The organism is Megamonas hypermegale (genome assembly GCF_900187035.1).
Classification (GTDB): domain Bacteria; phylum Bacillota; class Negativicutes; order Selenomonadales; family Selenomonadaceae; genus Megamonas; species Megamonas hypermegale.
In genome coordinates this window covers 1,579,431-1,603,415 of the sequence record NZ_LT906446.1, presented here as the reverse complement: position 1 = coordinate 1,603,415, position 23,985 = coordinate 1,579,431, and the positions used below count along the sequence as shown (strand labels likewise).

Annotated in this window: 27 protein-coding genes and 1 other annotated feature; of the genes, 14 read left to right on the top strand and 13 right to left on the bottom strand. The window is 33.3% G+C overall.

Annotated elements, in window-relative coordinates; all coding sequences use genetic code 11:
* Positions 1-76: 76 nt before the first annotated feature.
* Entirely contained in the window at positions 77-862 is a 786-nt protein-coding gene (locus CKV65_RS07765; RefSeq protein WP_081654854.1) for a sulfite exporter TauE/SafE family protein, read from the bottom strand.
* A gap of 27 nt (positions 863-889) precedes the next feature.
* A complete protein-coding gene (locus tag CKV65_RS07760) occupies positions 890-1,813 on the bottom strand; it encodes a ketopantoate reductase family protein (protein WP_027890219.1) in 924 nt (307 codons plus the stop codon).
* Positions 1,814-1,923: 110 nt separating this feature from the next.
* Here CKV65_RS07760 and CKV65_RS07755 point away from each other — a divergent pair, with 110 nt between their 5' ends.
* From CKV65_RS07755 to CKV65_RS07745, 3 genes are all read left to right on the top strand, one after another.
* On the top strand, positions 1,924-2,205 hold the full coding sequence (locus CKV65_RS07755) for an ArsR/SmtB family transcription factor (RefSeq protein ID WP_027890220.1): 282 nt from the start codon (positions 1,924-1,926) through the stop codon (positions 2,203-2,205).
* A 68-nt stretch (positions 2,206-2,273) separates the two neighbouring features.
* Positions 2,274-3,263, top strand: a complete 990-nt coding sequence (locus CKV65_RS07750) for a permease (RefSeq protein WP_269457062.1) — start codon at positions 2,274-2,276, stop codon at positions 3,261-3,263.
* Positions 3,264-3,284: 21 nt separating this feature from the next.
* The gene (locus CKV65_RS07745) at positions 3,285-3,686 is read left to right on the top strand and encodes an arsenate reductase ArsC (RefSeq protein WP_027890222.1); all 402 of its coding nucleotides are present in this window, start codon (positions 3,285-3,287) and stop codon (positions 3,684-3,686) included.
* Between the two features lie 59 nt (positions 3,687-3,745).
* Here the strand turns inward: CKV65_RS07745 and pheT are convergent, their stop codons facing one another.
* Together pheT and pheS are read right to left on the bottom strand one after the other, a co-directional pair.
* Positions 3,746-6,181, bottom strand: a complete 2,436-nt coding sequence (gene pheT, locus CKV65_RS07740; protein ID WP_027890223.1) for a phenylalanine--tRNA ligase subunit beta — start codon at positions 6,179-6,181, stop codon at positions 3,746-3,748.
* 20 nt (positions 6,182-6,201) lie between these two features.
* Entirely contained in the window at positions 6,202-7,227 is a 1,026-nt protein-coding gene (pheS, locus tag CKV65_RS07735; RefSeq protein WP_027890224.1) for a phenylalanine--tRNA ligase subunit alpha, read from the bottom strand.
* 49 nt (positions 7,228-7,276) lie between these two features.
* Positions 7,277-7,475 (bottom strand) — a binding site (T-box leader).
* 323 nt (positions 7,476-7,798) lie between these two features.
* Here pheS and CKV65_RS07730 point away from each other — a divergent pair.
* From CKV65_RS07730 to CKV65_RS07720, 3 genes are all read left to right on the top strand, one after another.
* Complete coding sequence (locus CKV65_RS07730) at positions 7,799-8,770, top strand: L-lactate dehydrogenase (protein WP_027890225.1); 972 nt, start codon at positions 7,799-7,801, stop codon at positions 8,768-8,770.
* A gap of 149 nt (positions 8,771-8,919) precedes the next feature.
* Positions 8,920-10,143 (top strand): MFS transporter, encoded by a 1,224-nt coding sequence (locus CKV65_RS07725; RefSeq protein WP_036254737.1) that lies wholly within the window; start codon positions 8,920-8,922, stop codon positions 10,141-10,143.
* Positions 10,144-10,202: 59 nt separating this feature from the next.
* Positions 10,203-10,907, top strand: a complete 705-nt coding sequence (locus CKV65_RS07720) for a GntR family transcriptional regulator (protein WP_027890227.1) — start codon at positions 10,203-10,205, stop codon at positions 10,905-10,907.
* Positions 10,908-10,966: 59 nt separating this feature from the next.
* Here CKV65_RS07720 and CKV65_RS07715 read toward each other — a convergent pair whose 3' ends face one another.
* Positions 10,967-11,863, bottom strand: coding sequence for a LysR family transcriptional regulator (locus CKV65_RS07715; RefSeq protein WP_027890228.1), 897 nt, complete (start codon positions 11,861-11,863; stop codon positions 10,967-10,969).
* Positions 11,864-12,036: 173 nt separating this feature from the next.
* On the opposite strand from CKV65_RS07715, the gene CKV65_RS07710 reads away from it, so the two are divergent.
* The 3 genes from CKV65_RS07710 to CKV65_RS07700 all read left to right on the top strand — a co-directional run bounded on the left by CKV65_RS07710 (position 12,037) and on the right by CKV65_RS07700 (position 13,596).
* Complete coding sequence (locus tag CKV65_RS07710) at positions 12,037-12,270, top strand: hypothetical protein (protein WP_027890229.1); 234 nt, start codon at positions 12,037-12,039, stop codon at positions 12,268-12,270.
* An 11-nt stretch (positions 12,271-12,281) separates the two neighbouring features.
* Positions 12,282-13,082, top strand: a complete 801-nt coding sequence (locus CKV65_RS07705) for an aldo/keto reductase (RefSeq protein WP_051177618.1) — start codon at positions 12,282-12,284, stop codon at positions 13,080-13,082.
* A gap of 157 nt (positions 13,083-13,239) precedes the next feature.
* Positions 13,240-13,596: a hypothetical protein gene (locus CKV65_RS07700; RefSeq protein WP_027890230.1), complete on the top strand. Its 357-nt coding sequence runs from the start codon at positions 13,240-13,242 to the stop codon at positions 13,594-13,596.
* Between the two features lie 71 nt (positions 13,597-13,667).
* Here CKV65_RS07700 and CKV65_RS07695 read toward each other — a convergent pair whose 3' ends face one another.
* The 4 genes from CKV65_RS07695 to CKV65_RS07680 are packed head-to-tail and all read right to left on the bottom strand — an operon-like array spanning position 13,668 to position 16,811.
* The gene (locus CKV65_RS07695; RefSeq protein WP_027890231.1) at positions 13,668-14,303 is read right to left on the bottom strand and encodes a sugar O-acetyltransferase; all 636 of its coding nucleotides are present in this window, start codon (positions 14,301-14,303) and stop codon (positions 13,668-13,670) included.
* Between the two features lie 24 nt (positions 14,304-14,327).
* Complete coding sequence (gene thiE / locus CKV65_RS07690; protein WP_027890232.1) at positions 14,328-14,975, bottom strand: thiamine phosphate synthase; 648 nt, start codon at positions 14,973-14,975, stop codon at positions 14,328-14,330.
* Positions 14,976-15,021: 46 nt separating this feature from the next.
* On the bottom strand, positions 15,022-16,137 hold the full coding sequence (locus CKV65_RS07685; RefSeq protein WP_036254724.1) for a Nif3-like dinuclear metal center hexameric protein: 1,116 nt from the start codon (positions 16,135-16,137) through the stop codon (positions 15,022-15,024).
* Positions 16,134-16,811: a tRNA (adenine(22)-N(1))-methyltransferase gene (locus CKV65_RS07680; RefSeq protein WP_027890234.1), complete on the bottom strand. Its 678-nt coding sequence runs from the start codon at positions 16,809-16,811 to the stop codon at positions 16,134-16,136. The genes CKV65_RS07685 and CKV65_RS07680 overlap by 4 nt, the downstream gene beginning before the upstream one ends.
* A 173-nt stretch (positions 16,812-16,984) precedes the next feature.
* On the opposite strand from CKV65_RS07680, the gene CKV65_RS07675 reads away from it, so the two are divergent.
* Positions 16,985-17,365, top strand: coding sequence for an ArsR/SmtB family transcription factor (locus CKV65_RS07675; RefSeq protein WP_027890235.1), 381 nt, complete (start codon positions 16,985-16,987; stop codon positions 17,363-17,365).
* Between the two features lie 36 nt (positions 17,366-17,401).
* On the opposite strand, the gene CKV65_RS07670 is transcribed toward CKV65_RS07675, so the two are convergent.
* The 3 genes from CKV65_RS07670 to CKV65_RS07660 all read right to left on the bottom strand — a co-directional run bounded on the left by CKV65_RS07670 (position 17,402) and on the right by CKV65_RS07660 (position 20,519).
* Positions 17,402-19,345: a heavy metal translocating P-type ATPase gene (locus CKV65_RS07670; protein ID WP_051177619.1), complete on the bottom strand. Its 1,944-nt coding sequence runs from the start codon at positions 19,343-19,345 to the stop codon at positions 17,402-17,404.
* A 112-nt stretch (positions 19,346-19,457) separates the two neighbouring features.
* A complete protein-coding gene (locus tag CKV65_RS07665; protein WP_051177620.1) occupies positions 19,458-20,279 on the bottom strand; it encodes an MBL fold metallo-hydrolase in 822 nt (273 codons plus the stop codon).
* A gap of 24 nt (positions 20,280-20,303) precedes the next feature.
* Positions 20,304-20,519, bottom strand: coding sequence for a cation transporter (locus CKV65_RS07660; protein ID WP_027890236.1), 216 nt, complete (start codon positions 20,517-20,519; stop codon positions 20,304-20,306).
* Positions 20,520-20,776: 257 nt separating this feature from the next.
* Here CKV65_RS07660 and CKV65_RS07655 point away from each other — a divergent pair, with 257 nt between their 5' ends.
* On the top strand, positions 20,777-21,739 hold the full coding sequence (locus CKV65_RS07655) for a helix-turn-helix domain-containing protein (protein ID WP_036254727.1): 963 nt from the start codon (positions 20,777-20,779) through the stop codon (positions 21,737-21,739).
* Positions 21,740-21,792: 53 nt separating this feature from the next.
* On the opposite strand, the gene CKV65_RS07650 is transcribed toward CKV65_RS07655, so the two are convergent.
* On the bottom strand, positions 21,793-22,194 hold the full coding sequence (locus CKV65_RS07650; RefSeq protein WP_027890238.1) for a divergent PAP2 family protein: 402 nt from the start codon (positions 22,192-22,194) through the stop codon (positions 21,793-21,795).
* A gap of 144 nt (positions 22,195-22,338) precedes the next feature.
* On the opposite strand from CKV65_RS07650, the gene CKV65_RS07645 reads away from it, so the two are divergent.
* The 3 genes from CKV65_RS07645 (at position 22,339) to CKV65_RS07635 (ending at position 23,949) form a co-directional block, all read left to right on the top strand.
* Positions 22,339-23,229 (top strand): LysR family transcriptional regulator, encoded by an 891-nt coding sequence (locus tag CKV65_RS07645; RefSeq protein ID WP_027890239.1) that lies wholly within the window; start codon positions 22,339-22,341, stop codon positions 23,227-23,229.
* A gap of 93 nt (positions 23,230-23,322) precedes the next feature.
* Positions 23,323-23,550 (top strand): hypothetical protein, encoded by a 228-nt coding sequence (locus CKV65_RS07640; RefSeq protein WP_036254729.1) that lies wholly within the window; start codon positions 23,323-23,325, stop codon positions 23,548-23,550.
* Positions 23,551-23,562: 12 nt separating this feature from the next.
* Positions 23,563-23,949, top strand: coding sequence for a MerR family transcriptional regulator (locus CKV65_RS07635; protein ID WP_027890241.1), 387 nt, complete (start codon positions 23,563-23,565; stop codon positions 23,947-23,949).
* The last annotated feature ends 36 nt before the right edge of the window (positions 23,950-23,985 follow it).

Below are 23,985 nucleotides of genomic sequence, written 5' to 3'. Positions count from 1 at the left end.
AAGAATACATAATTTTAAATGAAAATAAAAAAGATGTTATTTAAAATTGCAATAAATAACATCTTTTTAGTGAGTTTTAGAATAATAATTTACTTTCAACAATCATGCGAATGCCTAAGAGAAAGAGGGCTAAACATAAAAGTAAAATAATACTGCGAGGGCGAGTTTTACGAGATAATCTAGCACCGATTTGAGCCCCAATAACAGCACCGATACCAACAGATAATGCTGGAACCCAAACAACATGATTAAGCATAATATGAGAAATTACACCAAAAAAGGAAGATACAGCAAGTACAAAATGTGAAGTAGCTGTAGCCATATGTGGTGGAAAAGACAGAGCATAAATCATTGTTGGAACATGGATAACGCCACCGCCAATGCCGAAGATACTGGAAATGAAACCAACAAAACCACTTAAAATAATACCGAGTTTTTTTCGAGATTGAAATAATTTTTCATTAAATTCATTAGCAATGACTTTTTTATTAGAAGAATTCCAATACATGATGACAGCTATAAATAAGATAAAAATACCATAAGCTAAGCTAAAAGATGGACCTGTGAAATAATCGCTGACAAGACTGCCTAAAAAAGCACCTGGCAATGTAGCGATAGCAAATGGAATAGCTGCTTTAAAATAAACACGTTTTTGTTTGACATAAGCGAATGTACCAGAAATGGCATTTAAGAATACACCAAATAAAGATGTGCCGATAATTTGTGGAGCTGTTTGGAAAACAGATGGTGTTAAAGCGAATGTAAATAGTGGTATCATAATGAGCCCACCACCGATACCAACGAGTGTACCAAAAGTACCAACACCAATACCTACTAAGAATAAGACGAATATTTCTATCATGATAAATTATCCTTTACTTATTATTTATTAAATTTTAAAACCAAAGTGTAAAGCTACTTTTTCATATGCAGGAACAGTTATATTTTTAGCTTTTGCCATGCGAACTATTTCAAAAATTAAACCATCAATTTCGCTTTGATGATTTTTAGCTAAATCTTTTTGCATGGAAGCTGTCGTGTCTGGTGTTACAGCTTGTAAGATTTTTAAATTGATATCCATGATATCAGCAGGCAGTTTTATATCGTAAGCATTAGCAATGTTCATACAGTCTTTAGTGAGAGCCATGAATAAATCCTGCTGTTTGCCTTTTTGTTGCATTGTGCCTGCCGTGATATTATAGTACGCACCAGCAGCGGCAAAAGGAGAAACAAAAGTAAATTTGCGAAATGTATCATCAGCGATTTGTTCAGACACTACAACCTTAATATTGCTATTTTCTAAGTCCTGTTTTATTTTTTCTAATTGTGGTTTTAATGGTGAAGGACCACGTGTACCATATACAATCCGAAAAATATCACCGGATTGAGTGATTTCTCCAGGAGCAGAAATATAAGCAACGATGTAAATACAACCTTCGAGAACATTTGTTTTAGGTAGTTTTTTAGCCAGATATTGGCCTGTACCGTAAATATTTAATATAGGGATGATGATTGTATGAGCGTCAGAAATTTTTTGTAAAAACGGTATGATTTCATCAATAGAATAACCTTTTACAGCAACGAAAATCACATCTGGTTTTTCGCCAGAGGTGATATATTCATCAGTTGTTATGGCTTTTATATCATTTAATTTTGTTTCGCCTATTTTATCAGAATGAAGAATAAGACCATGTTGACGAATAGCTTTTAAATGATTACCGCGAGCAATAAGTGTGACATCATGTTTATTATTAGCAAGAAAGCCACCGATACTAGCGCCCGTTCCGCCTGAACCCATAATGACGTATTTCATCGTTAAAACCTCCTTTATAAATTATTTACATATTATTATAATATAAATTATTATAGCAAAGTATAAAAAAAATAGAATAGATATATAGTAAAAAATGAGGGGTTTTGTTAATGGAAAAGATAATTTATATAAAAATTTTTAAAGCTTTATCAGATGAAACGCGTTTAAATATTTTACAGGAAATAGCAATACATGAAGAAATTTGTGTATGTAAATTAATGGAAAAGTTTACCATAGCACAAAGCAAATTATCATATCATTTAAAATTATTATTGGAAGCAAGTTTAATCAATGTAAAATCTAAAGGTAAATGGAATTTTTATAGCATTAATATGGAAACTTTGCAGAATGTTTTAAGTGAAAATATGATAAAAACTTTGTTTGATAAATAAAATAAGTATTGTCATATCAATTTTTTTTGATATAATAAATATATCAAAAATTTTTGATATGAGGTGATATGATGTTTGATTTTTTCATTGAACAGATATTGGGGATGAAGTGGCTGAGTGAAGCCGTTTGGTATGTATTAATAAATTATTTTAACGCAGACCAAAATTCAAATTGGTGGTCAAGTGCTCATTTTTTCTTTTATGATACGATAAAGATAACTATTTTATTAGTGACTTTAATTTATTTGATATCATATATTCAGTCGTATTTTCCACCAGAAAAAACAAAGCGAATTTTGACACATTTTGATGGTTTTACAGGAAATATAATTGCAGCATTACTTGGAACTGTAACGCCATTTTGCTCTTGTTCTAGCGTGCCTATTTTTATAGGTTTTACTAGAGCGGGTTTACCTGTGGGCATGACTTTTTCTTTTTTAATATCTTCACCTATGGTAGATGTGGCATCTATGCTTATGTTGATGTCGTTTTTTGGTCCTGAATTTGCTATTTTTTATACAGTTGTAGGAATTATATTAGCTGTTGTTGGCGGTAAAGTTTTAGCTATGATGAAAGTTGAACGATATTTGAAAAAATATGATGGAGCAATTAGAGATTTTTACTCTGAGTCAGAATATTTTAATCAAAGACAGAGATTAAATTATGCGTTAAATGATACTAAAATCATAGTCAAAAAAGTATTTCCGTATGTATTGCTTGGCGTTTTAATAGGTGCATTAATTCATAATTGGATACCACAAGAATTTATTTTAACTATTTTAGGCAATAACAATCCATTTGCCGTTATTTTGGCTACAGTGATTGGTGTACCTATTTATGCAGATATATTTGGAACTTTACCAATAGCTGAAGCTTTATACTTAGTAGGTGTACCAGCTGGTACAATTTTAGCTTTGATGATGGCGATAACAGCGCTATCACTTCCATCACTCATTATGCTCAGTCAAGTATTGCAGAGAAAATTATTATTTTTATTCATTGGTATTGTGAGCATAGGGATTATTTTTGTAGGATATATCTTTAATTTGGTATTTTAAATAAAGTTAGGAGATGATTTTTTGTTAAAAGTAGCATTTATTTGTGTGCATAATGCTTGTAGGTCGCAGATGGCAGAAGCCGTAGCTAGAAAAATGGGAAAAGGAATTATTGAAGCTTTTTCAGCTGGAACACAATTAAAAAATCAAATAAATCCTGATGCAGTTCGCATTATGAATTCTTTAGGCTATGGTGATATAACAAGAGTACAAAAACCAAAATTATTACAGGATTTGCCAGAAATTGATGTTGTAATCACTATGGGTTGTAATGTAGCGTGTCCTGCGATTAAATGTAAATACCGCGAAGTTTGGGGACTTGATGACCCTACGGGCAAAGATGATGCTACTTTTTTAGCTGTCATCAATAAAATAGAATGTAAAATGAAAGAGTTAATCACAAAGATAAACAATAAAGAAATTTAAATAAGATATAAAAAACACCTTGAACTTAAATTCAAGGTGTTTTTTGCGTAAATATATATTTATGCGCGAAGGTCAGCGTCAAAATCTTTTTGTAATTTAGCTACAATTTTTTCGATAGCTGTATTAACTTCTGCATCTGTCAATGTTTTATCATTGGATTGGAATGTTAAGGAGAATGCCAAGCTCTTCTTGCCAGCTTCAACTTGTTTTCCAGTGTAAACGTCAAATAAAGTTATTTGAACGAGGTTTTGACCTGCTGCTTTTGTCATAGCTTTTTCAATATCAGCGGAGTTGATATCAGTGGCAACGAGCATAGCGAGGTCACGAGTCATTGCTGGATATTTTGGTAAGGATTTGTATTTGAAATCTTTAGCCATGTATTTCATGACAGTTTTAGCATCGAGTTCAAAGATGTAAACTGGTTTAGAAATACCGTAGTTAGCTAATACTGCTGGATGAACTTCACCTATTGTAGCGAGTACATCACGACCTTTTTTGAATAATGCAGTTTTACCAGGGTGCATAGCGTAATGTGTGCCAGCTTCAACAGTGTAGCGAGTAACGCGAAGGTCAGCAAATAATTCTTCGATGATGCCTTTTACGTCATAGAAATCAACCATATCATTGGGTTGGTTCCAAATATGAGCATGGCGGCGACCTGTAATTGCACCAGCAATTTTAACTACTTCGTTTGGTAATTCAGTAACAGGGAGTGCTTTAGGATAGAAGACTGTACCAACTTCAAAAATTGCTACATTATCATTTTTACGAGCTAAGTTGCGGGATAAATTATCGAAGATACTGCTGAGTAAAGTAGTGCGAACGAGAGGATATTCATCGGAAAGTGGATTCATGATTGGAATGGCTTGGCGAAGCATATCATCTTTTGGAACGTTTAATTTATCAAAAGTTGCTTCATTAGTTAAAGCAAAAGAAATAGTTTCGCAAAGACCTTGTGCAGATAAAGAAGCTTTTACTTTATCGATGAAAGTTTGTTTATCTGATTGACTGCCTTGCATAGATGCTCCGCTTGGTAAAGTGGAAGCAATTTTATCAAAGCCGTATAAGCGAGCGATTTCTTCGGAGATATCAGCCATGCGACTTACATCATTTCTCCAAGATGGAACTTTAACTGTGATTTCATCATTTTCATCTTTAGTGATTTCAAAGCCAACACTTGTGATGATATCAATCATAGTTTGTTTAGGAATATCAGTGCCGAGATGTTTGTTGATTTGTTCTGTTGTGAATGTAACGTAAGCAGGTTGTTTTGGATTTGGATATACGTCTACAATTCCTTGGCAAACTGTGCAAGCTCCCATTTCTTGGAGTAATTGAGCTGCTCTATCGAGTGCTTTAATAGTAGTTTCGCTATCGATACCGCGTTCAAATCTGCCAGATGCTTCGGAGGATAAACCGCAAGCGCGAGCAGTACGGCGGATACATGGACCATAAAAATCAGCGGATTCTAATACGACAGTAGTTGTTGTATCAGTGATTTCTGTTTCAAAACCGCCCATGATACCAGCAAGTCCAGCAGCTTTTTCAGTATCTGCAATTACGAGCATTTCGCCTTTAGCTTTGCGAGATGTATCATCGAGTGTATGAAGTTCTTCACCATCAACAGCACGGCGAGCGATTAATTTTTTACCAGCGATATGGTCATAATCGTAAGCGTGCATAGGATGACCGAGTTCAATCATGACGAAGTTAGTTACATCGACAACGTTATTGATGGAACGAATGCCAGCACCTTCGAGACGTTGTTGCATCCATTCAGGAGATGGACCAATTTTTACATTTTTAAGCATACGTGTGGAGAAGCGAGAGCATAAATCTGGGTCAGCAATTTCTACGGAGAAGATATCGCCGAGTTTAGTTTCATCGTCTTCTGTAACTTTTATTTCAGGGAAATGTGGTTTATTGCCAGTTATTGCAGCAATTTCACGAACAAGTCCAACAACGCTGAAGCAATCAGCACGGTTAGCAGTGAGTTCAAATTCTAAAACAACATCATTTAAACCTAATACTTCTTTAGCAGGAATGCCAACAGGTGTATCGCTAGGTAAAATGAAGATACCAGTTTTTTGTTCTGGTGGTAATTTTTCAAGGTCGAGTTTTAATTCCTGTGCAGAGCAAAGCATACCGTTAGATACAACGCCACGAAGTTTTCCTTTGGAAATTTTCATGCCGTTTGGTAAGTGAGCGCCAACCATAGCTACAGGAACGATTTGACCTTCAGCAACGTTCTGAGCACCAGTTACAATGATGATATTTTCTTTTAAGCCGACATTCATAGTACATATTTGTAAATGGTCGGAGTTTTGATGTGGTTCTAATTTTTCAATGCGACCAGTAACGACTTTTTCTAAGCCTTCACCTGGGTCGATGATATTTTCTACCGGTATGCCAGCCATAGTGAGTTTATCGGCAAGTTGTTCCGGAGTTTCTGTGAAATCTATATAATCTTTAAGCCATTTAATTGAAACTTGCATTAAGAAAGTGCCTCCTTGAATTAAAATTGACGTAAGAAACGAACATCATTGTCGTAGAATAAACGTAAGTCATCAATGCCATAAGCGAGCATAGCAATACGTTCAACACCCATACCAAAAGCAAAGCCGCTGACTTGTTTAGGGTCATAGCCACTCATTTCAAGTACATGTGGATGAACCATGCCTGCGCCTAAGATTTCGAGCCAGCCAGTGCCTTTGCATACACGGCAACCTTTACCTTTACACATTACGCAAGAGATATCTACTTCAGCACTTGGTTCAGTGAATGGGAAGAAGCTTGGACGGAAGCGAACTTTTACATCTTCGCCGAACATTTGCTGTAAGAATGTGATAAGTGTGCCTTTGAGGTCAGCAAAGCTGATATTTTTATCGATGCAAAGACCTTCAACTTGAGTAAACATTGGAGAATGTGTAGCATCATAATCATCACGACGATATACATGACCAGGAGCAATTATGCGAATTGGGCTATTTGGTTCATGTGATTGCATTGTACGAGCTTGTACAGGGGAAGTCTGGCTTCTGAGCAAGATATCTTCTGTGATATAAAATGAATCTTGCATATCACGAGCTGGATGGTCTTTTGGTAAGTTTAATGCTTCAAAGTTGAAGTAATCGGATTCAATCTGAGGACCTTCAGCGATGGAATATCCCATGCTAGTGAAGATATTTTTAATATTGTTTAAAGTAACAGTAAGTGGATGAAGATGACCTAAAGCTTGACGACGACCTGGAAGTGTAACGTCAATTTTTTCAGTTGCTAAACGGTTTGCAAGTTCAGCTTGTTTTAATTCAGTTTGTTTTGCAGAGATAGCATCTTCTAATTCTTTACGAGCTGTATTTACCATTTGGCCTACACGTGGGCGTTCTTCTGGGTTTAATTTACCCATGCCACGTAAAATGCTGGTAAGAGAGCCTTTTTTACCAAGATATTTTACACGCACATCATTTAGTGCATTGAGGTCTGAAGCACTGGAAATTGCAGAAAGTGCTTCTTGCTGTAAACTTTTAAGTTCCTGTTCCATTAATTTCACTCCTAAATAAATTTGAACAAAAATAAAAGCCTCCGCCCCATAAAGGGGCGAAAGCTGTGTTTCGCGGTACCACCCTAATTGATACTCTAATACGTTAACGCCGTCAACGCTGTAACTACTTTATTTCACTACAGAAGCTCCAAAGTGAACTTCAATTAATTTTTCTGTTATTGCTCTCAGCCAAGGCAATATTTTCTGTAAAAGAAAAAATAATTTACTCTCTTTATCATCGCTTAGTTATATTACAATTTTACACAAAAGTATATCATAAAACTTTAGCAAAAACAAGATTGAGGCAATATAGACAATTTTTATGAAAAAATATTTGAGATTTATAGTTGTTTTTTGCATTTTTTTATGAGATTTTGTAAATTATGGCATTTATAAAAAACAAAGTATGCTATTTATCATTAGTATAGTATTTTAAAAATAGTATTAACATGAAATTTACGAAAAAATAGAATGAATTTTGAAACGAAAAAACAATAACGGTACAATATAGTCAAAGATAAAGCGTTAGAAAAGTGAGAAATTTATAAATAATAAAAGAGGTGCGAAAATTATGTTTGATGAAGGCAAAATTGTTATTGTTGGTGCTAGTAATGTCGGTACAGCAGTATTAAATAAAATTGTAGATTTTGGCTTAGCTTCGGAAGTTGTATTGATTGATATTAATGAGAAAAAATGTATGGGCGAATCTTTAGATACAAGTCATGCTACAGCATGTGTTGGCAGTTATAATATGTACATTCATGAAGGCACTTATGAAGATTGCAAAGATGCTAGTATGATTATTATAACAGCTGGGCCAAGTATAAAACCAGGAGAAACACCGGACAGATTAATTTTAACAAAGACAAATTGTAAAATCATGGACAGCGTAATGTCGCAAATTGTTCAATATACTAAAGATGCTATTATTTTAGTAGTAACTAATCCTTTAGATGTAGCTACGTATTACGTATCAGATAATTTTGATTATCCGAGAGAAAAGATAATTGGAACGGGAACTTTATTAGAAACTTTCCGTTTGCGCAGAATTTTAGCTGATTATTATCATTTAGACCCAAAACTTGTTCATGGTTATGTATTAGGTGAACATGGTAATTCAGGTTTTGTAGCATGGAGTACAGTGGATATAGCAAGTTTAGGTCTAGATAATATGGATGAATTTTTAAATCATAATTATAAATTGAATAAAAGTATGATTGAACAGAAAATTATGCAGGTTGTATATGATGTAATCAATTTAAAAGGTTGCACTAATACGGGAATTGCTATGGTAGTTTGTCGTTTTATTAAAGCTATAAAATATAATGAATATACTATTTTGCCAATGTCATCGATATTAACTGGTGAATATGGTATACATGATGTGGCTTTGAGTTTGCCATGTATGCTTAACAATACGGGAATTATTAAGCGCTTTACACCAAAATTAACTGATGAAGAAATAGAAAAAATGATAGCATCGGCAAAAAGTGTAAAATCGGCTATGGAAGCTATCGAAAAGAAAATAGAAGCTGTAGCTTAAATAAAACTATATAATTTAGAAATATTTATTTTAATAGCGGGATTTTTATTTAGATAGAAAATCTCGCTATTTTTGTAAGATTAATTTTTGAAAAGAAGGTAGTGTTTTAATTGTTGTGATGAGAAAGGAATAATATCATGCAAAATACCATGATTAATGTAAAAAAATCACATGGAATAATAATGTTTATTATATTATTGTTATCGTATATAGTATTTGCCTCGAATTGGGTAGCCGGTTCAAATCTATCAGAAAAGATTGTATATCATTATTTTAACGGTGAAACGGTATCGCCTATGGTTTCAGAAGTTATAAATTATACGATAACAATTGCTAGGATTTTTGCGAATTTAGTAGCAGCGTATATCTTATTAAAATTAAATCCACGTAAAGCTAGTATAGTTGCATTAGTATTGCTTTGTTTTTCCTTTGTAGCTGTATTTGCTACAAACTATTGGTTATACACTATAGCGCGCATGATTATGGCATTAGGTGGTTCAATGGTGATGGTGTATATGAATACTGTAGTAGCTAGTTTTATAGCTAATGATGAAAAGATAATAGCAAATGCATTAGTTACTGCTTCATATAATATTGGTGCAGGAGCTGTGGCGATTATTTTCTTTTTATATAAAGATGTAGTTACTAGTGATTGGCAAAATACAATGTATATGTTTAGTTTATGTAGCATATTACTTTTAGTTTTATGGACTGTTTTTGCTAAGGATTTTTCACCTAGTAATGAAGATGCACAAGCTGAAAAAGTATATAAATATAAAGATGCTTTGACAGATAAATTCGTATATTGTTTTTCTATGGGGTTTGGCGGGTTTTTATTTTTGTATGTGATGTCTTTAGTATCTATACCTATGAAATTAGTATCTCAAGTAGATAATGATTTTAATGCTGAATTTATGATATTAGCGATTACTATGGGCGGAATAGGTGGAACTTTATTCAGTATATTAATTGGAAAAATACCTTTTGAGCGCAAACCATTCTTATTAATTCATGGAATTACAATGATAATATCAATGGCTTTAGGTTTACACATGGCATATATAAATCCGAAAATGGCATATTTTTTATTTGCAATTGGTGGTTTTGTGATGTTTTCGCAGTATTCCGTGTATTTGAATTTTCCACATGAATTGCCGAATATGAACCCACGCAAATTGACTATTATGTTTGGTGTGTTTTGGGCTTTAGGTTATACAGTTTATACTGTATTAAATTTTATTTGGAGTATTATACTTTCTTATTACGGTTGGGATTTATCCATGGTATTTTATATCACATGTAGTTGTCTATATATAATTTTTGTGTGTACGTTCCCTGTTTTAAAGGTGCAGACAAAAAGAGTAATTTCTTGAGATAAAACGATGATTTATATAGTATAATTAAAAAAATTATACTTGTGGTGGTGAATTTTATGGATAAATTGGATATTGAAGCTTGTAAAAAAGATAATCCATTTATAATTTTAACTGATATTATTTATAGACATTTAAAAAATGATATTATGCAAGGTATATTATTACCAGGTGATAAGATTGTCGAATCAAAAATTGCACAACAATTAAATGTCAGTAGAACACCTGTAAATGTAGCACTTAGTAGAGCATTAAAAGATGGTTGGCTTGAAAGGCGCAGTAAAAGATTTTTAACAGTGCGCAAGATAAGTCCGCAAGAATGTTTTTATCTCTATGAAGCGCGTAAATTTTTAGAAGGACAAGCTGCATATTTAGCAGCTAAGCGCATAACTAAAGCAGAACTCATGGTTTTAAAAGAAATCTTATTGAATTTTCGCAAGGGTAATGATAAACCGATTGATGATGAACTGTTTTGCAAAAATGATGAAAGATTTCATGATTTAGTAGTTAAAGCGGCACACAATGATTATATTTTAGAGATGTACAAGAGAATAAAACCTGATTTGCAAAGATATAGATATCATTATAAACAATTAATAATTGAACGAAATACGAATGAAAATGTCTATATGTACCATTATTCTATTTATTTAGCATTAAAAAGTAGATTGTCTGTAGTAGCTAAAGATGAAATAGAGTCAGATATTTCCAGCATGCACGGAATGATTTTTGCAGGAAATATTTTGGCGAAATTTAATTTATGAAAAAAGCCTTAGGTTATCCTAAGGCTTTTGTTATCAAGATTTAAAGTAAAATATTGTTTTTAAAGGTTAGAAAATTTTTCTTTTAATTTATTCAAAAATAATTTTGCTGCAGGAGAAAAAACTTGATATTTTTTCCAAACGATATCAAGTCCAGATTCGATTTTAGGTGATAATGGGCGAAAACAAAGTGGACTATCATCGGAAGTATCGGCTAGGTTATCTAAAGTTATGACGTATCCTATACCTTGCTTAGCCATTATAGTGGCATTGTAGACAAGATTAAATGTAGTAACGATATTTAAATCTTTCCAGTCTTTGCCAAACCATTTTGCAAGGTCATTTGTTTCCATGCGACTTTGCAATACTTGGCGAGAAAAAATCAAAGGAAGGCCGATTAAATCAGTGGCTTTGATTGCTTCTTTTTTGGCAAGTGGGCAAGTTTTTAGCATTAATACGCCCCATCTATCTTTAGCTGGTATGTTTAAATAATTGTATTTAGTGATATCGGTAGGCTGGATTAAAAGACCGAAATCAAGCAGTCCTTTATCGAGTCGTTCTGTAACATCTTCGGCATTGCCACTGTAAAGATGGTAGCGAATATCGGGATAATCGATTTGAATTTCATGACAGACAGAGGCAATATAATTCATCGCTTCTGTTTCGCCACCACCGATATAAATATCGCCACTTAAATTGCCTTTCATAGAGTAAAATTCTTGTTGAGTTTTATCTACCATGGCTATGATTTCTTCGGCACGTTTGCGCAGTAGCATGCCTTCGGCAGTTAAAGTGATGCGGTGGCTGCCTCGTACAAATAGTTTTTGTCCGAGTTCTTCTTCTAAGTCTTTGATTTGGCGGGAGAGCGTAGGTTGTGTTATATGTAGAGAATTAGCAGCTCCTGTTATAGACTCTTCACGAGTGATAGCTAAAAAGTAACGAAGTACACGAATTTCCATAAAGATGCACTCCTTTTATAATATATTCTTTATCTTAGCATAATTTTATAAGTTATACCTGTCAAGCATAGTATCGTATAAAAACAAAGTATTTGTTATTTAAAATTAAGAGCTATACACTTTTAGTATAAATAAAATGTGATACGGTTTAATATTTTAGATGAGGGCGTGATATGATGACAACTAAATTGGATAGTGAACAATTATTATTGCGTAATTTAAAAGATGCAGGTTGTAATCAAGACTTAATTGAGCGATTTTTAGAATTAGAAGAGGCTGGAAAAAAACAAGAACAATTACATCTTTTATTTGCGTATAGAGCGGACTTGCTCGAAAAATTGCATATGAGTCAGAATAAATTGGATTGCCTTGATTATCTTGTATATGAAATAAGAAAAAATAAATGAGAGGAGCTTATATGGAATTTTTAACTTTAAATAATGGCATAAAGATGCCTATTTTGGGTTTAGGAACATGGGATTTACATGGTGAGCAATGTATTAAAGCTGTAACAGCTGCTATTAATGAAGGTTATCGTTTAATTGATACGGCACAGATGTATAAAAATGAAGAAGAAATAGGGTATGCTATAAAAAATAGTGGTATATCACGTGAAGAATTATTTATCACTACAAAATTATATTCACCTAGCCATAGTTATAAATTATCTCAAAAAGGTATAGATAATTCTTTGCGCAATTTAGGTTTAGAATATATAGATTTGATGCTCATTCATGAACCATATAAAGAAGCTTTAGAAATGTATAAAGCGTTAGAAGACGCGTATAAAGCAGGAAAAATAAGAGCGATTGGTGTATCAAATTTTAATGAGAATTTTTATAAAAATTTTGTTGCTTCATGTGAGATTATGCCAGCGATAAATCAAGTAGAAGCGCATGTTTACTTTGTTCAGACTGGTCTGCAAAAACTTATGAAAGAATATGGCACAAAAATGGAAGCTTGGGCGCCTTTTACAGAAGGACGAAGAAATATATTTGCAGAAAAAATACTTGTTGAAATAGGTACAGTGCATAAGAAAACTTCAGCGCAAATTGCTTTGAGATATTTAGTGCAAAAAAATATAATAGTAATACCTAAATCATCCAAAATTGAACGTTTAAAGGAAAATCTAGATATTTTTGATTTTAAACTTTCGCAAGAAGAAATGCAGCGGATTGAAACACTTGATGAAGGTAAATCTTTATTTAATTGGTATTAATAAGGGTTTTATTCGAGATTTTTGATGGTTACTTTAAGGTGACTAAGTAATAAAATAGTGTCTACTATTATATATAAAAAAACCTGCTATAATGTAATTAATAGCTCGTTATGGTAAAAAGCGAGTATAAAAATTAGAAAAAGTGGTGTATTATATTATGGAAAAAAATGTATTGGATTTTGTCGTAACTAAAACACATGATTTAATGAATGCTGTTTCTTGCAGCGCTGAAGCTAAAAAAGCTGCTGAAGATTGGCTTAGCGCTGTAGGCACAGATAAGGAAAAAGAACAGACACAAAAATACATTGCTGAACTTGAAGCAGATATCATGCCGATTGATGGCTTAATTAATTTTGCTAAATCAGAAATGGGCGCAAAAGTTTTTGGTGAAAAAGCAAAAGATGTATTAGCTCATGCTGAAAGTATCAAAGCAGCTGGAGCAAAATTCTGTGATTGTCCTGCTTGTACAGCTGTTGCAGCTATTTTAACTAAAAAAGATGAAATGTTAAAATAATATATTAGAAAAATAAAAAGCTGATTTGTTGCTAAATATCTGGCAATAAATCAGCTTTTGTTGTTTTAGTCTTATTTAAAATCGTTTACTGGCATATTTTTGCGATAGAATTTTTTATCGTATTCTCCGATTTCACGAATTACGCGGCATGGTGAACCATAAGCGAGAACGTTAGCTGGAATATCTTTAGTTACGAGCGAACCAGCACCGATTACACTGTTATCACCAATGGTAACGCCTGGCATAATCATCGCTCCTGCACCAATCCAAACGCGATTTCCAATGTGAATAGGCAAGGAGAATTGTGTACCGCCAAGGCGATATTCATGATAAAGTGGGTGTCCTGTTACACAGATTAATACATTTGGCCCAATCATGACATCATCACCGATATGCACTTCACCATCATCTACAACTTGAAAATTAAAATTAGCGTAGAAATTTTTGCCGATAAAAGTATTGCAACCATAAGCAAAATGAGCTGGTGGCTCAAGGTAAATACCATCGCCTGCCGCGCCTAAAAGATTTTTTAAAATTGCAGTTCTTTTTTCCATTTCACTTGGACGCGTGTTATTAAAGTCATACATCATTTCTTTAGCATGGACGCGTTGTGCTTCAATGACTTTTTCGTATTCTTGGTCAACAGGGTCTTTGTGTCCGAACTCACGGTATAATAGACCATTTTTCATTTGTTCTTCTAAACGCATAAAATCATCTCTTTCTATAGATTATTATTTTTTTTGCAAAGTGTTTTTTATCGAATTGATTTTGCCTACGATATCATCAGCGCCGACGATTTCAGATACGATAGCAAAAGTTTTAGCACCGTGTGCAGCTACATCACAGATATTGTGTTCTTTAATACCACCGATGGCAACAAATGGATGTTTAGAATTTTTAGTAGCGTATTCTACATAGGAAAAGCCAACAGGAACAGCATTTTTTTTAGTTTGTGTAGCGTAAACAGGGCCTACACCGATATAATCAATGATATCGCCGAGCATATTAGCTTTTTGAAGTTGTTCTTCGTTATGAGTAGATAAACCAATAATTTTATCGTTTCCGATTAATTGGCGCACTACTTGAGCTGGTAAATCGGTCTGACCGATATGCACTCCATCAGCATCAACAGCCATAGCTAAGTCGATAAAATCATCAATGATGAAGATTGCGCCATTATCGCGAGTCATTTGTCTTAATTTTAAACATTCATTATAGCGGTCAAGCGCTGGTTTTGTCTTTTCGCGGTATTGAATGAATTTAATGCCTGCTTTGAGCATTTGACCAACGACTTCTATATTGTCGCGACCGTTGGACATAGCTTCAGCAGTTATTGTATAAATAGGATTATTGATAAATTGTTCCATTCCTGCTCTCATGGCTTATACCTCTTTTATATGATTTATTTTATATTTGAAATTAAATTTAAATGGTAGTGAAAACATCTTGAGCTGATGTGTCAGCAGTAACTTCAATTTGCCATTTATTTTTGATATTTTCATTTTGCAGATAAGTGGCAAGTGTTTTAACGACTGGCATTTCTGTGCCAAAGTGACCTGCATCAATGAGATTTATGCCGAGTTCTTGGGCGTGTTGTGCTTCATGATATTTGACGTCACCTGTTACATACGTGTCAGCGCCTTGCATAGATGCTTTATCGAGAAATTCCACGCCAGCACCAGAGCATAAAGCTACTTTTTGAACTAATTTATCATTGCCCTTTACAAAGCGGAATGTATCACCAGGCAAATTTTCTTTTACCATTTTGACAAATTCAGTGAGGAGCATTGGTATTTGTAATTTGCCTATGCGCCCTAAGCCGTTTTCATGATAAACGTTTTGTGTAGGAATTATATCGTATGCTGGAACTTCATAAGGATGAGCTTTTAACAATGCTTTTATAACGCGATTTTTTATCTTAGCAGGGAAAATTGTTTCAATGCGTGTTTCAGTTACCACTTCATTTTTATCTTGTGTACCGATAAATGGAGTAGCGTTTTCAAGTGGTGTAAATCTGCCTTCACCTACAAATTGGAATGAACAATCACTGTAATTGTCAATAAATCCAGCACCTGCTTTGCAAATAGCTTGGCGAACGGCGTCTGCATAATCATTTGGAACGTTTACGCCTAATTTTAAAATCTCTTCGCGATAGCTTATCGTGAGTGGTTTTAAATCAGTTAAATTTAATTTTTGCGCTAATACATCGTTTACACCGCCAAATGTCGTATCAAGATTTGTATGAGCGGCAAAAACGGCTATATTATGGCTCAATAATTTCTGTATCATTCTGCCAAGCGGTTTATCTGTATTTATACGTTTCATGCTTCTAAATAAAAATGGGTGATGTGAAACAATCATGTCATAGCCTTCGGCAATAGCTTTATCGATGATACTTTCTGTCACATCAAGGCACGTTAAAATTTTATGAACATTTTGTGCGGGACTGCCGATTAATAAGCCTACATTATCCCAATCTTCAGCTAAATATCGCGGAGCAAAAGCATCCATAGCATTCATTACAACTTGGCATTTTATCATAATAAAGCCTCCAATTTTTGAACATAATTTTGTAAATCTACATAATGCTGGCTAGCTCTAGCCTTTTCAGATTTATTCATGCCTTTTAGTGAACGATTGGCTTTAGTGATGAATTCATTGACCATCTCAGCAAATAAAGGCGGGCGTTTGCTGTTTAAAATAGGACCGATTTCAAATTCAATTTCACTTGGCATATCCGCTTTGCCAGGCACTGCATAGATTATCTGATAAATTCGACCATCTTCTTTAGCAATAGCTTCATCAGCGATATGCCAATTTATTTCGTATAAATAATGGCGAAGTGCGCTATAGCCTTGTTGCGGTTGAAGAATGAGTCCTTTTAAAGAATTTACGATATCAGGTTCATCTATCAATAATTGGCGGATTAAGTTTCCACCCATGCCACAGAAAATGGCGATATCAACTTCATTTTTTTGCAGAATAGAAAGACCACTGCCGAGTCTGATATCGATTTTAGATAATAAACCAGCATCGCGAACAGAGCGTTTAGCAGCTAAATAAGGGCCTTCGTTGACATCTCCAGCAATGGCTTTTGGGCATTTGCCAGATTTTATTAATTCTATAGGTAAATAGCCGTGGTCTGTGCCTATATCGGCTATAATGCTTTTAGGTGGTACAAAATCAGCTACAGTTTTTAAACGAGAACCGAGCAAAAAATCATCTCCTCATAAAAAATTAATTATAATAATTATAACAAAGCCAAAGTTAAAAATAAATTGTTGGGTATAGTTTATAATTTTTATATAATGAGTTTAAAATCTTTATTTTGGTAACTTATTATTTATTGATATAATAAAAGATAATGTTGATAAGGGAGTTAAAAACAATGAAACATTATAATTTACCGCATAATCATGGACAAAATATTAATCATGTTTTAGAAAAAATGCCAGAAGTAGATGATTTTGCGATTGTAGCGCGCATTTTTAATCAATTAGGAGATGGTACAAGGCTTAGAATTTTATGGCTCTTATGTCATAGCACAGAATGTGTATCCAATATCGGAGCAGCTATAGATATGAGTACAGCAGCAGTATCGCACCATTTGCAAGTGTTGAAAAAACATGGCTTGATAGTCAGCAGACGAGAAGGAAAAGAGATTTATTATACATTGGCAGATACGAAGATAACGAATTTATTACATAAAGCAATTGATGATTTATTTGAAGTGAGTTGTCCAACGCATGACGATAAAAAAGATGCTTGAAGTTTTTAGCTTACAAGCGTCTTTTTTTATGAAATGTTAAATTGTTTTATAGCTTACAGTAGAAAAATTTGTCTTTGTAGTATTTGATATAGAGTTAGTATTATATTTGTTTACATTCAAAGCGCGAATAGCATTTAAAATTGCGATTATGGAAACGCCAACATCAGCAAAAACTGCTGCCCACATGGAGGCAAAACCGAGTGCACCTAGTGCTAAGACGATTAATTTAATGCCGATAGCAAATACGATATTTTCATAAGCGATTGCAAGCGTTTTGCGAGCAATTTTTTTAGCAGTAGCGATTTTAGATGGTTCATCTGTCATTAAAACGACATCAGCAGCTTCGATTGCAGCATCAGAGCCGAGACCGCCCATGGCAATACCTACATCAGCACGAGCGAGTACAGGAGCATCATTTATACCATCACCGACAAAGGCGAGTTTACCTTTTGGATTTGTTTGATGAAGGCTTTGGAGTAATTCTTCAACATGAGCTACTTTGTCAGCTGGTAATAATTGAGTGTATACCTTGTCTAGGCCTAATTTTTTAGCAACTTTTTTACCTACAGCATCGTTATCGCCTGTCAACATAACAGTCTGTTTAATGCCGTTAGCTTTTAATTCTTTGATGGCAAATGGAGCATCATCTTTGATTTCATCTTCAATTAAGATGTATCCGACAAATTTATTGTCAATTGCTACATAGATGACAGTGCCAGCTTCTGTGCATGGTTCATATTGAATGTGTTCACGGTTCATGAGTTTGGCATTGCCAGCAAGTACGGTTTTATCATCAATTACAGCTGATACACCATGACCTGCGATTTCTTGTACGTTTTGAATGCGAGAATTATTTATTTCTTTGTTATATGCGTGTTTGATGGATTGAGAAATAGGATGAGTTGAATAGCTTTCAGCATAAGCAGCAATTTCAAGCAATTGTTCATTGCTTATATCCTTAGCATGAATTTTAGAAACGGCAAAAGAACCTTTTGTCAATGTACCTGTTTTATCAAATACAATGATTTGTGTATTAGCGAGAGCTTCTAAATAGTTGCTGCCTTTTATTAATACACCGCATTTAGAGGCACCGCCAAGACCACCGAAGAAGCTGAGTGGAATTGAGATTACAAGTGCACATGGGCAAGAGATAACAAGGAAAGTCAATGCACGGTAAACCCATTCAGAAAAAGCATCGCCAGTTACAAGAGGAGGAATGATTGCGAGTGCTAAAGCAGCAAAAACGACAATCGGTGTGTAATATTTAGCGAAACGAGTTATAAAGTTTTCAGTGCGAGCTTTCTTTTCACTGGAATTTTCTACTAAGTCGAGAATTTTGGCAACAGTTGATTCACCAAATTCTTTAGTGGTTTTTATTTTTAAGATACCAGATTGATTTATGCAACCACTGATGACTTCCATGCCTTCTTCGATTTCACGTGGTAGAGATTCACCAGTCAATGCGGAAGTATCGAGCATGGAAATACCACTTACGACAATACCATCAATAGGAATTTTTTCACCTGGTTTTACAGTGATAATTTCACCGATTTGAACTTCATCTAGGTCAACTTCAACGAGTTTGCCGTCACGTTCTACATTGGCATAATCTGGGCGAATATCCATTAAGCTTGTAATAGATTTACGTGATTTAGAAACGGCATAGGATTGGAACCATTCACCTATTTGGTAAAACAGCATAACGGCTACGCCTTCAGAATGTTCGCCGAGAATGAAAGCGCCGACTGTTGAAACCATCATTAAAAAGTTTTCATCAAATACTTGACCTTGTCTGATGTTACAAATTGCTTTCCAAATGATATCCCAACCAATGATTGCATAACTTGCCAAAAATACGGCAAATTCAACATAAGTTGTTATAGAATTTTCGGGTAATATATGGGGAATTATCATGCCAGCTATAAATAAAATAGCAGCGACGATGATGCGATTTAACAATTTTCTTTGTTTTTTTGTCATGGTATAATATCTCCTTTAAAAATACTGATTGCCATACAATCAGCAATCAGTATCTTCAAATATGCTACCTATAAAAATTTTCTATTGCTGATTTAAAAGCAATGGTTTAGTTTTAGTATTTTAAATCAAAATTTTCTACACCCATTTTATTTATATAGAGTAATTCACCGTCATCAGGAATTAAAAAGTTTTTAGAAATATTTTTAGCAGTGATAAATTCTTTTAATTCTTTGCGGTTAAGTGTTGCATGACCAACAGCGTCCATATGACTTGCTATTACAGTCAAATTTGGTGCATATTGGCGAAGTTTTGCGATATCCTCAGTGCCCATGATGATTGGCCCACTGTGTTCAAGTTGAGCTGCTGCGGCATTTATGATGATTGCATTTGGTGCAAATTTATTTATGGAATTTTTAACAAAATCACACCAAATCGTATCACCTGCTAAATAAACAGTAGGTTCATTTTCATGTTTAAAGATAACGCCCATAGCATCCGGTCTAAAACCGAACATTTTATAATATGGCATTGCAGTTTCCATATTTCCGTGTAAGCATGGAGTTTTATAAAGTTTGATATCATCAAATACAGTTCCATCTTCTGATAAGATTTCGATATTGTTAAAACCGTATTTTTGCAAGAAGTTTTTATCGTATTCATCTTGAACAAAGGCTTTTAAATCTTTTGGTAAAGCATTTGCTGCAAAATCATCGAAATGGTCAACATGTGAATGGGTTAAGATTAAAGCATCGATATTTTCTACAATTTTTGTAGCTTCAAAAGGCAATTCTACCATTGGCCAGCGTCTATTTGGTATTAAGCTTTTTGGGAATGGTGCAAAGAAATCTTTTGGAGCAAATAATGGGTCAATTAAAAATCGTTTATTGGCAAAGGTTATAATTGATGTAGCATTTCGTATTTGTTGAAATTGCATAAAATAAATACCTCTCTTCGTCAATTATTTAATAGTGATATCTGGTTCTAATTTGTGAATGATTTTTTTTGCTTCATCGAGGACTTGAGCAAATTTTTCATCTGGAGCTTCAAGTGTCATTTTTTGAGCCATGAAGCTTACAGAAGCATTTGTTACACCTTCGATTTTTTTAACAGCGTTTTCAATTTTAGCAGCACAGTTTGCGCAATCTAAGTCGATTAATTTGATATTTTTTTTCATAGTAGAGACAACCTTTCTTTATATTAGATTTTTATAATTCATATTTTTAATTATCATTCAAATATATGTTTGAATGATTACGAGTACAGTATAACAAAAATAAAAATAAGTTCAATGGTTTTAGAGTAATCATTTCCGAATGGATTAAAAGTATTTCTAAATGGATTAAATATCTTTTTTGTGAAGGAATAATAGTTTTGTTAAATAAATTTTTGTATAATTTTATTGTATGTAATTGTTATTTAGGAAGGATATTTATGTTACAAAACAGTGAAAATAAAAGTATTTTAAAAAGACTTGGTTTAAGCAAGTTGATAAATAAAAAAATAAATGGCATAACTGCTACAATGCAGCCGTATATGATATTTCCTGGTGTAGAATTAGTTTTAAATGAATACGAAGGAAATGAACTAAAATGTGAGCATCAAGCGTTAGAGAATATCTTGCAGATAAATTATTGCCTAGAAGGAAGATTAGGCTGGCGACTGCACAATGGCGATTATATTTATTTGGCGGAAAATGATATATCGCTACATATGGTGAATAATTGTGCATTATCATCGATAACATTGCCACTTAAACATTATAAAGGAATAAGTATTTTTATTGATTTAACTGAACTTGATATGGAGAAATCTGTGGTTTTAAAGCAGATGAATTTAAACTTTATGCAGTTGAAGCAGAAATATTGTCGCAATAATAAAACGACTGTCTTACCAGCTACGAATAATATAAAAAATCTATTTGCATTGTTAAATATTGTGCCAGAGGAATATAAAGCAATGTATTTTAAATTAAAATTTGAAGAAATAATGATGTTTTTAGCTCTATTAGATTTATCTAAAATAGCAGAAAAGCAAATATATCCAGCTTGTACAGTTGATACGATAAAACGCATTCATGCTAAATTGATAGCAAACTTAGAACAAAGACCGACAATAGAAATTTTATCAAGAGAATTTTTAATTAATACTTCAACATTAAAGCAGGTATTTAAGGCAGTTTATGGTAAACCAATAGCACAGTATATGAAGGATTATCGCATGCATGAAGCAGCAAATTTATTATGCCAAACAAATATGACAGTTAAAGAAGTGGCAGAAGCTTTAGGATATGAAAATCAAAGTAAATTTGCTACAGCTTTTAAGGAAATAATGCAGATATCACCTACTCAATACCGTTCGTATTATAAGATGGAACAAGAAAAGAATGAAAAATAAAGAAAAAACATCTACTAAAATTAATGAAATAGAGGTTTGTGTATTTATTTATTTTAGATAAAGTGTAAGATAGAACCTGTGATAATACCGATTATAGCACCACTTATCACTTGAAAATACGTATGACCTTCTTTTTCATGAAGTTCTCGTTTACCCATCATATTATTTAAAATTGAAGCGTGTTTGCCGATTGAACGGCGTAAATGTGTAGCATCAATCATCACGATAAAAGAAAGTGTTACAGCTAATATGAATACTGTGGAATTAAGACCATCATGAAGACCGATATAAGTCGTAGTGGTAATTATAGTAGCAGTGTGTACGCTGGGAAATCCGCCGTTACTGAGTGCTAATTTTACATCCATAGTGGAGTTGAAAATACAGTTTGTTATGAATTTGATACTTACAGCTACAAGCCAACCGATAAATGGAACTAAAATCATACAAGATTGCATAAAATCACCTTTAATAATATATTTAGATAGTTAAATTATAGCAAAATTAAAGGCACGATAAAATCAATATTACGTAAAATTCAATCAGAAAATAAATGATATAATAAATTTAAAGATATTCATTTTAGTAAAGAAGGAATGTATATGGAGTTTCGCATTTTAAAATATTTCTTAGCAGTAGCTAGAGAAGAAAATATCACTAAAGCGGCAAATGTTTTACATATTACACAACCAACACTCAGCAGACAGTTGGCACAATTAGAAGATGATTTAAATGTTAAATTATTCATTCGAGGAAAGAAAAATATCACTTTGACGAATGAAGGTATGTTACTTCGTCGCAGAGCAGAAGAAATCATAGATATGGTTGATAAGACTGAGCATGAATTATTAGAACAGGAAAGTGTAATAGATGGAACTATCAGTTTAGGTCAAGGTGAATTATATTCTGTAGAAGTTTTAGCTAAAATAATAAAAGCGTTTAAAGATAAATATCCTCTAGTGAAATTTAATTTGTATACGGCAAGTGGTGAACATATAAAAGAGCGATTAGATAGGGGCCTGGTTGATGTAGGTGTTTTTTTAGAGCCGATAAATAAGGCAAAATATGAATTTATTCGCATGCCAGTGAAAGAAAGATGGGTAGTTGTCATGCGAGCTGATGATGCATTAGCACAAAAAAATGCTATAGAAATAGAAGACTTAAAAAAAGTGCCGTTGATTTTGCCGTGGCGTGATGATGTGCGCAGTGAAATAGCCAATTATTTTGGTGATAATTTTAAGGATTTACAGATTGATTTTATCAGCAATTTGAGTACGAATGCTTCTATAATGGTACAAAATGGTTTAGGTTGTGCTATAGTTGTCGAAGGTTCTTTGCCATTTATAGATAATACAAAAATTTGTTGTCGACCACTTTCACCAAATTTAACAACGAATACTTTTATTGCTTGGAAGAGATATCAACCGTTTAGTTTGGCAGTGGAAAAATTTATTGAACATATAAAATGCTTTTTGGGCATGGTTAAACCTTGATATTTAAGTATTAGACATGAAATTTAATATTTTTTATAATATGAGTGTAGATGAGATATCATTTATGCTCATATTTTTTTAGGAGGTTTATTCATGCTAGATGAACAGATAAAAGATGATTTAGTCTTACTTTTGAAAAAAATGAATTTGTGTTCAATAGCAAGGGAAGAAATCTGCAATCTATTAGATAGGGAAAGGCAAAAACCAGAAGCTATTAAAACTTTAAGAAAATATAGAGGCATGTTATTGGAAGAAATTCACGATAGGCAAAAATTATTGGATAATTTAGATTTTATGATTGATAAATTAAAAAAGGGATAGGAGGTTTTTCGTATGACAATAAAGGAAGTAGCAGAAAAGACAGGTGTTTCTACAGATACACTGCGTTATTATGAAAGAATAGGGCTTTTACCAGCAGTTCCGAGGAAAGCCAATGGAATTCGTGATTATGATGAATTTTTCATTCATTTAGTGAGTTTTATTCAAGATTTAAAAAGTGTAGGCTTTTCACTTGAAGCTATTTTAGATTATATTAAATTGGCAAAACTAGGCGAAGCCTCCAGTGAAGCTAGAAAACAGATGATAATAGAAGTTCAAAATATTTTATTGAACAAAATAAAAGTTTTGTATACTATGGTGGAGAAGAATAGTTATCATCTTGAACATTATAATGATGTTTTATTGCCACAAACAGATAAATTAATGTACAGATTTAAATGAAAAGCTTACATATGAAATAAAAAGGCGTAACTATAA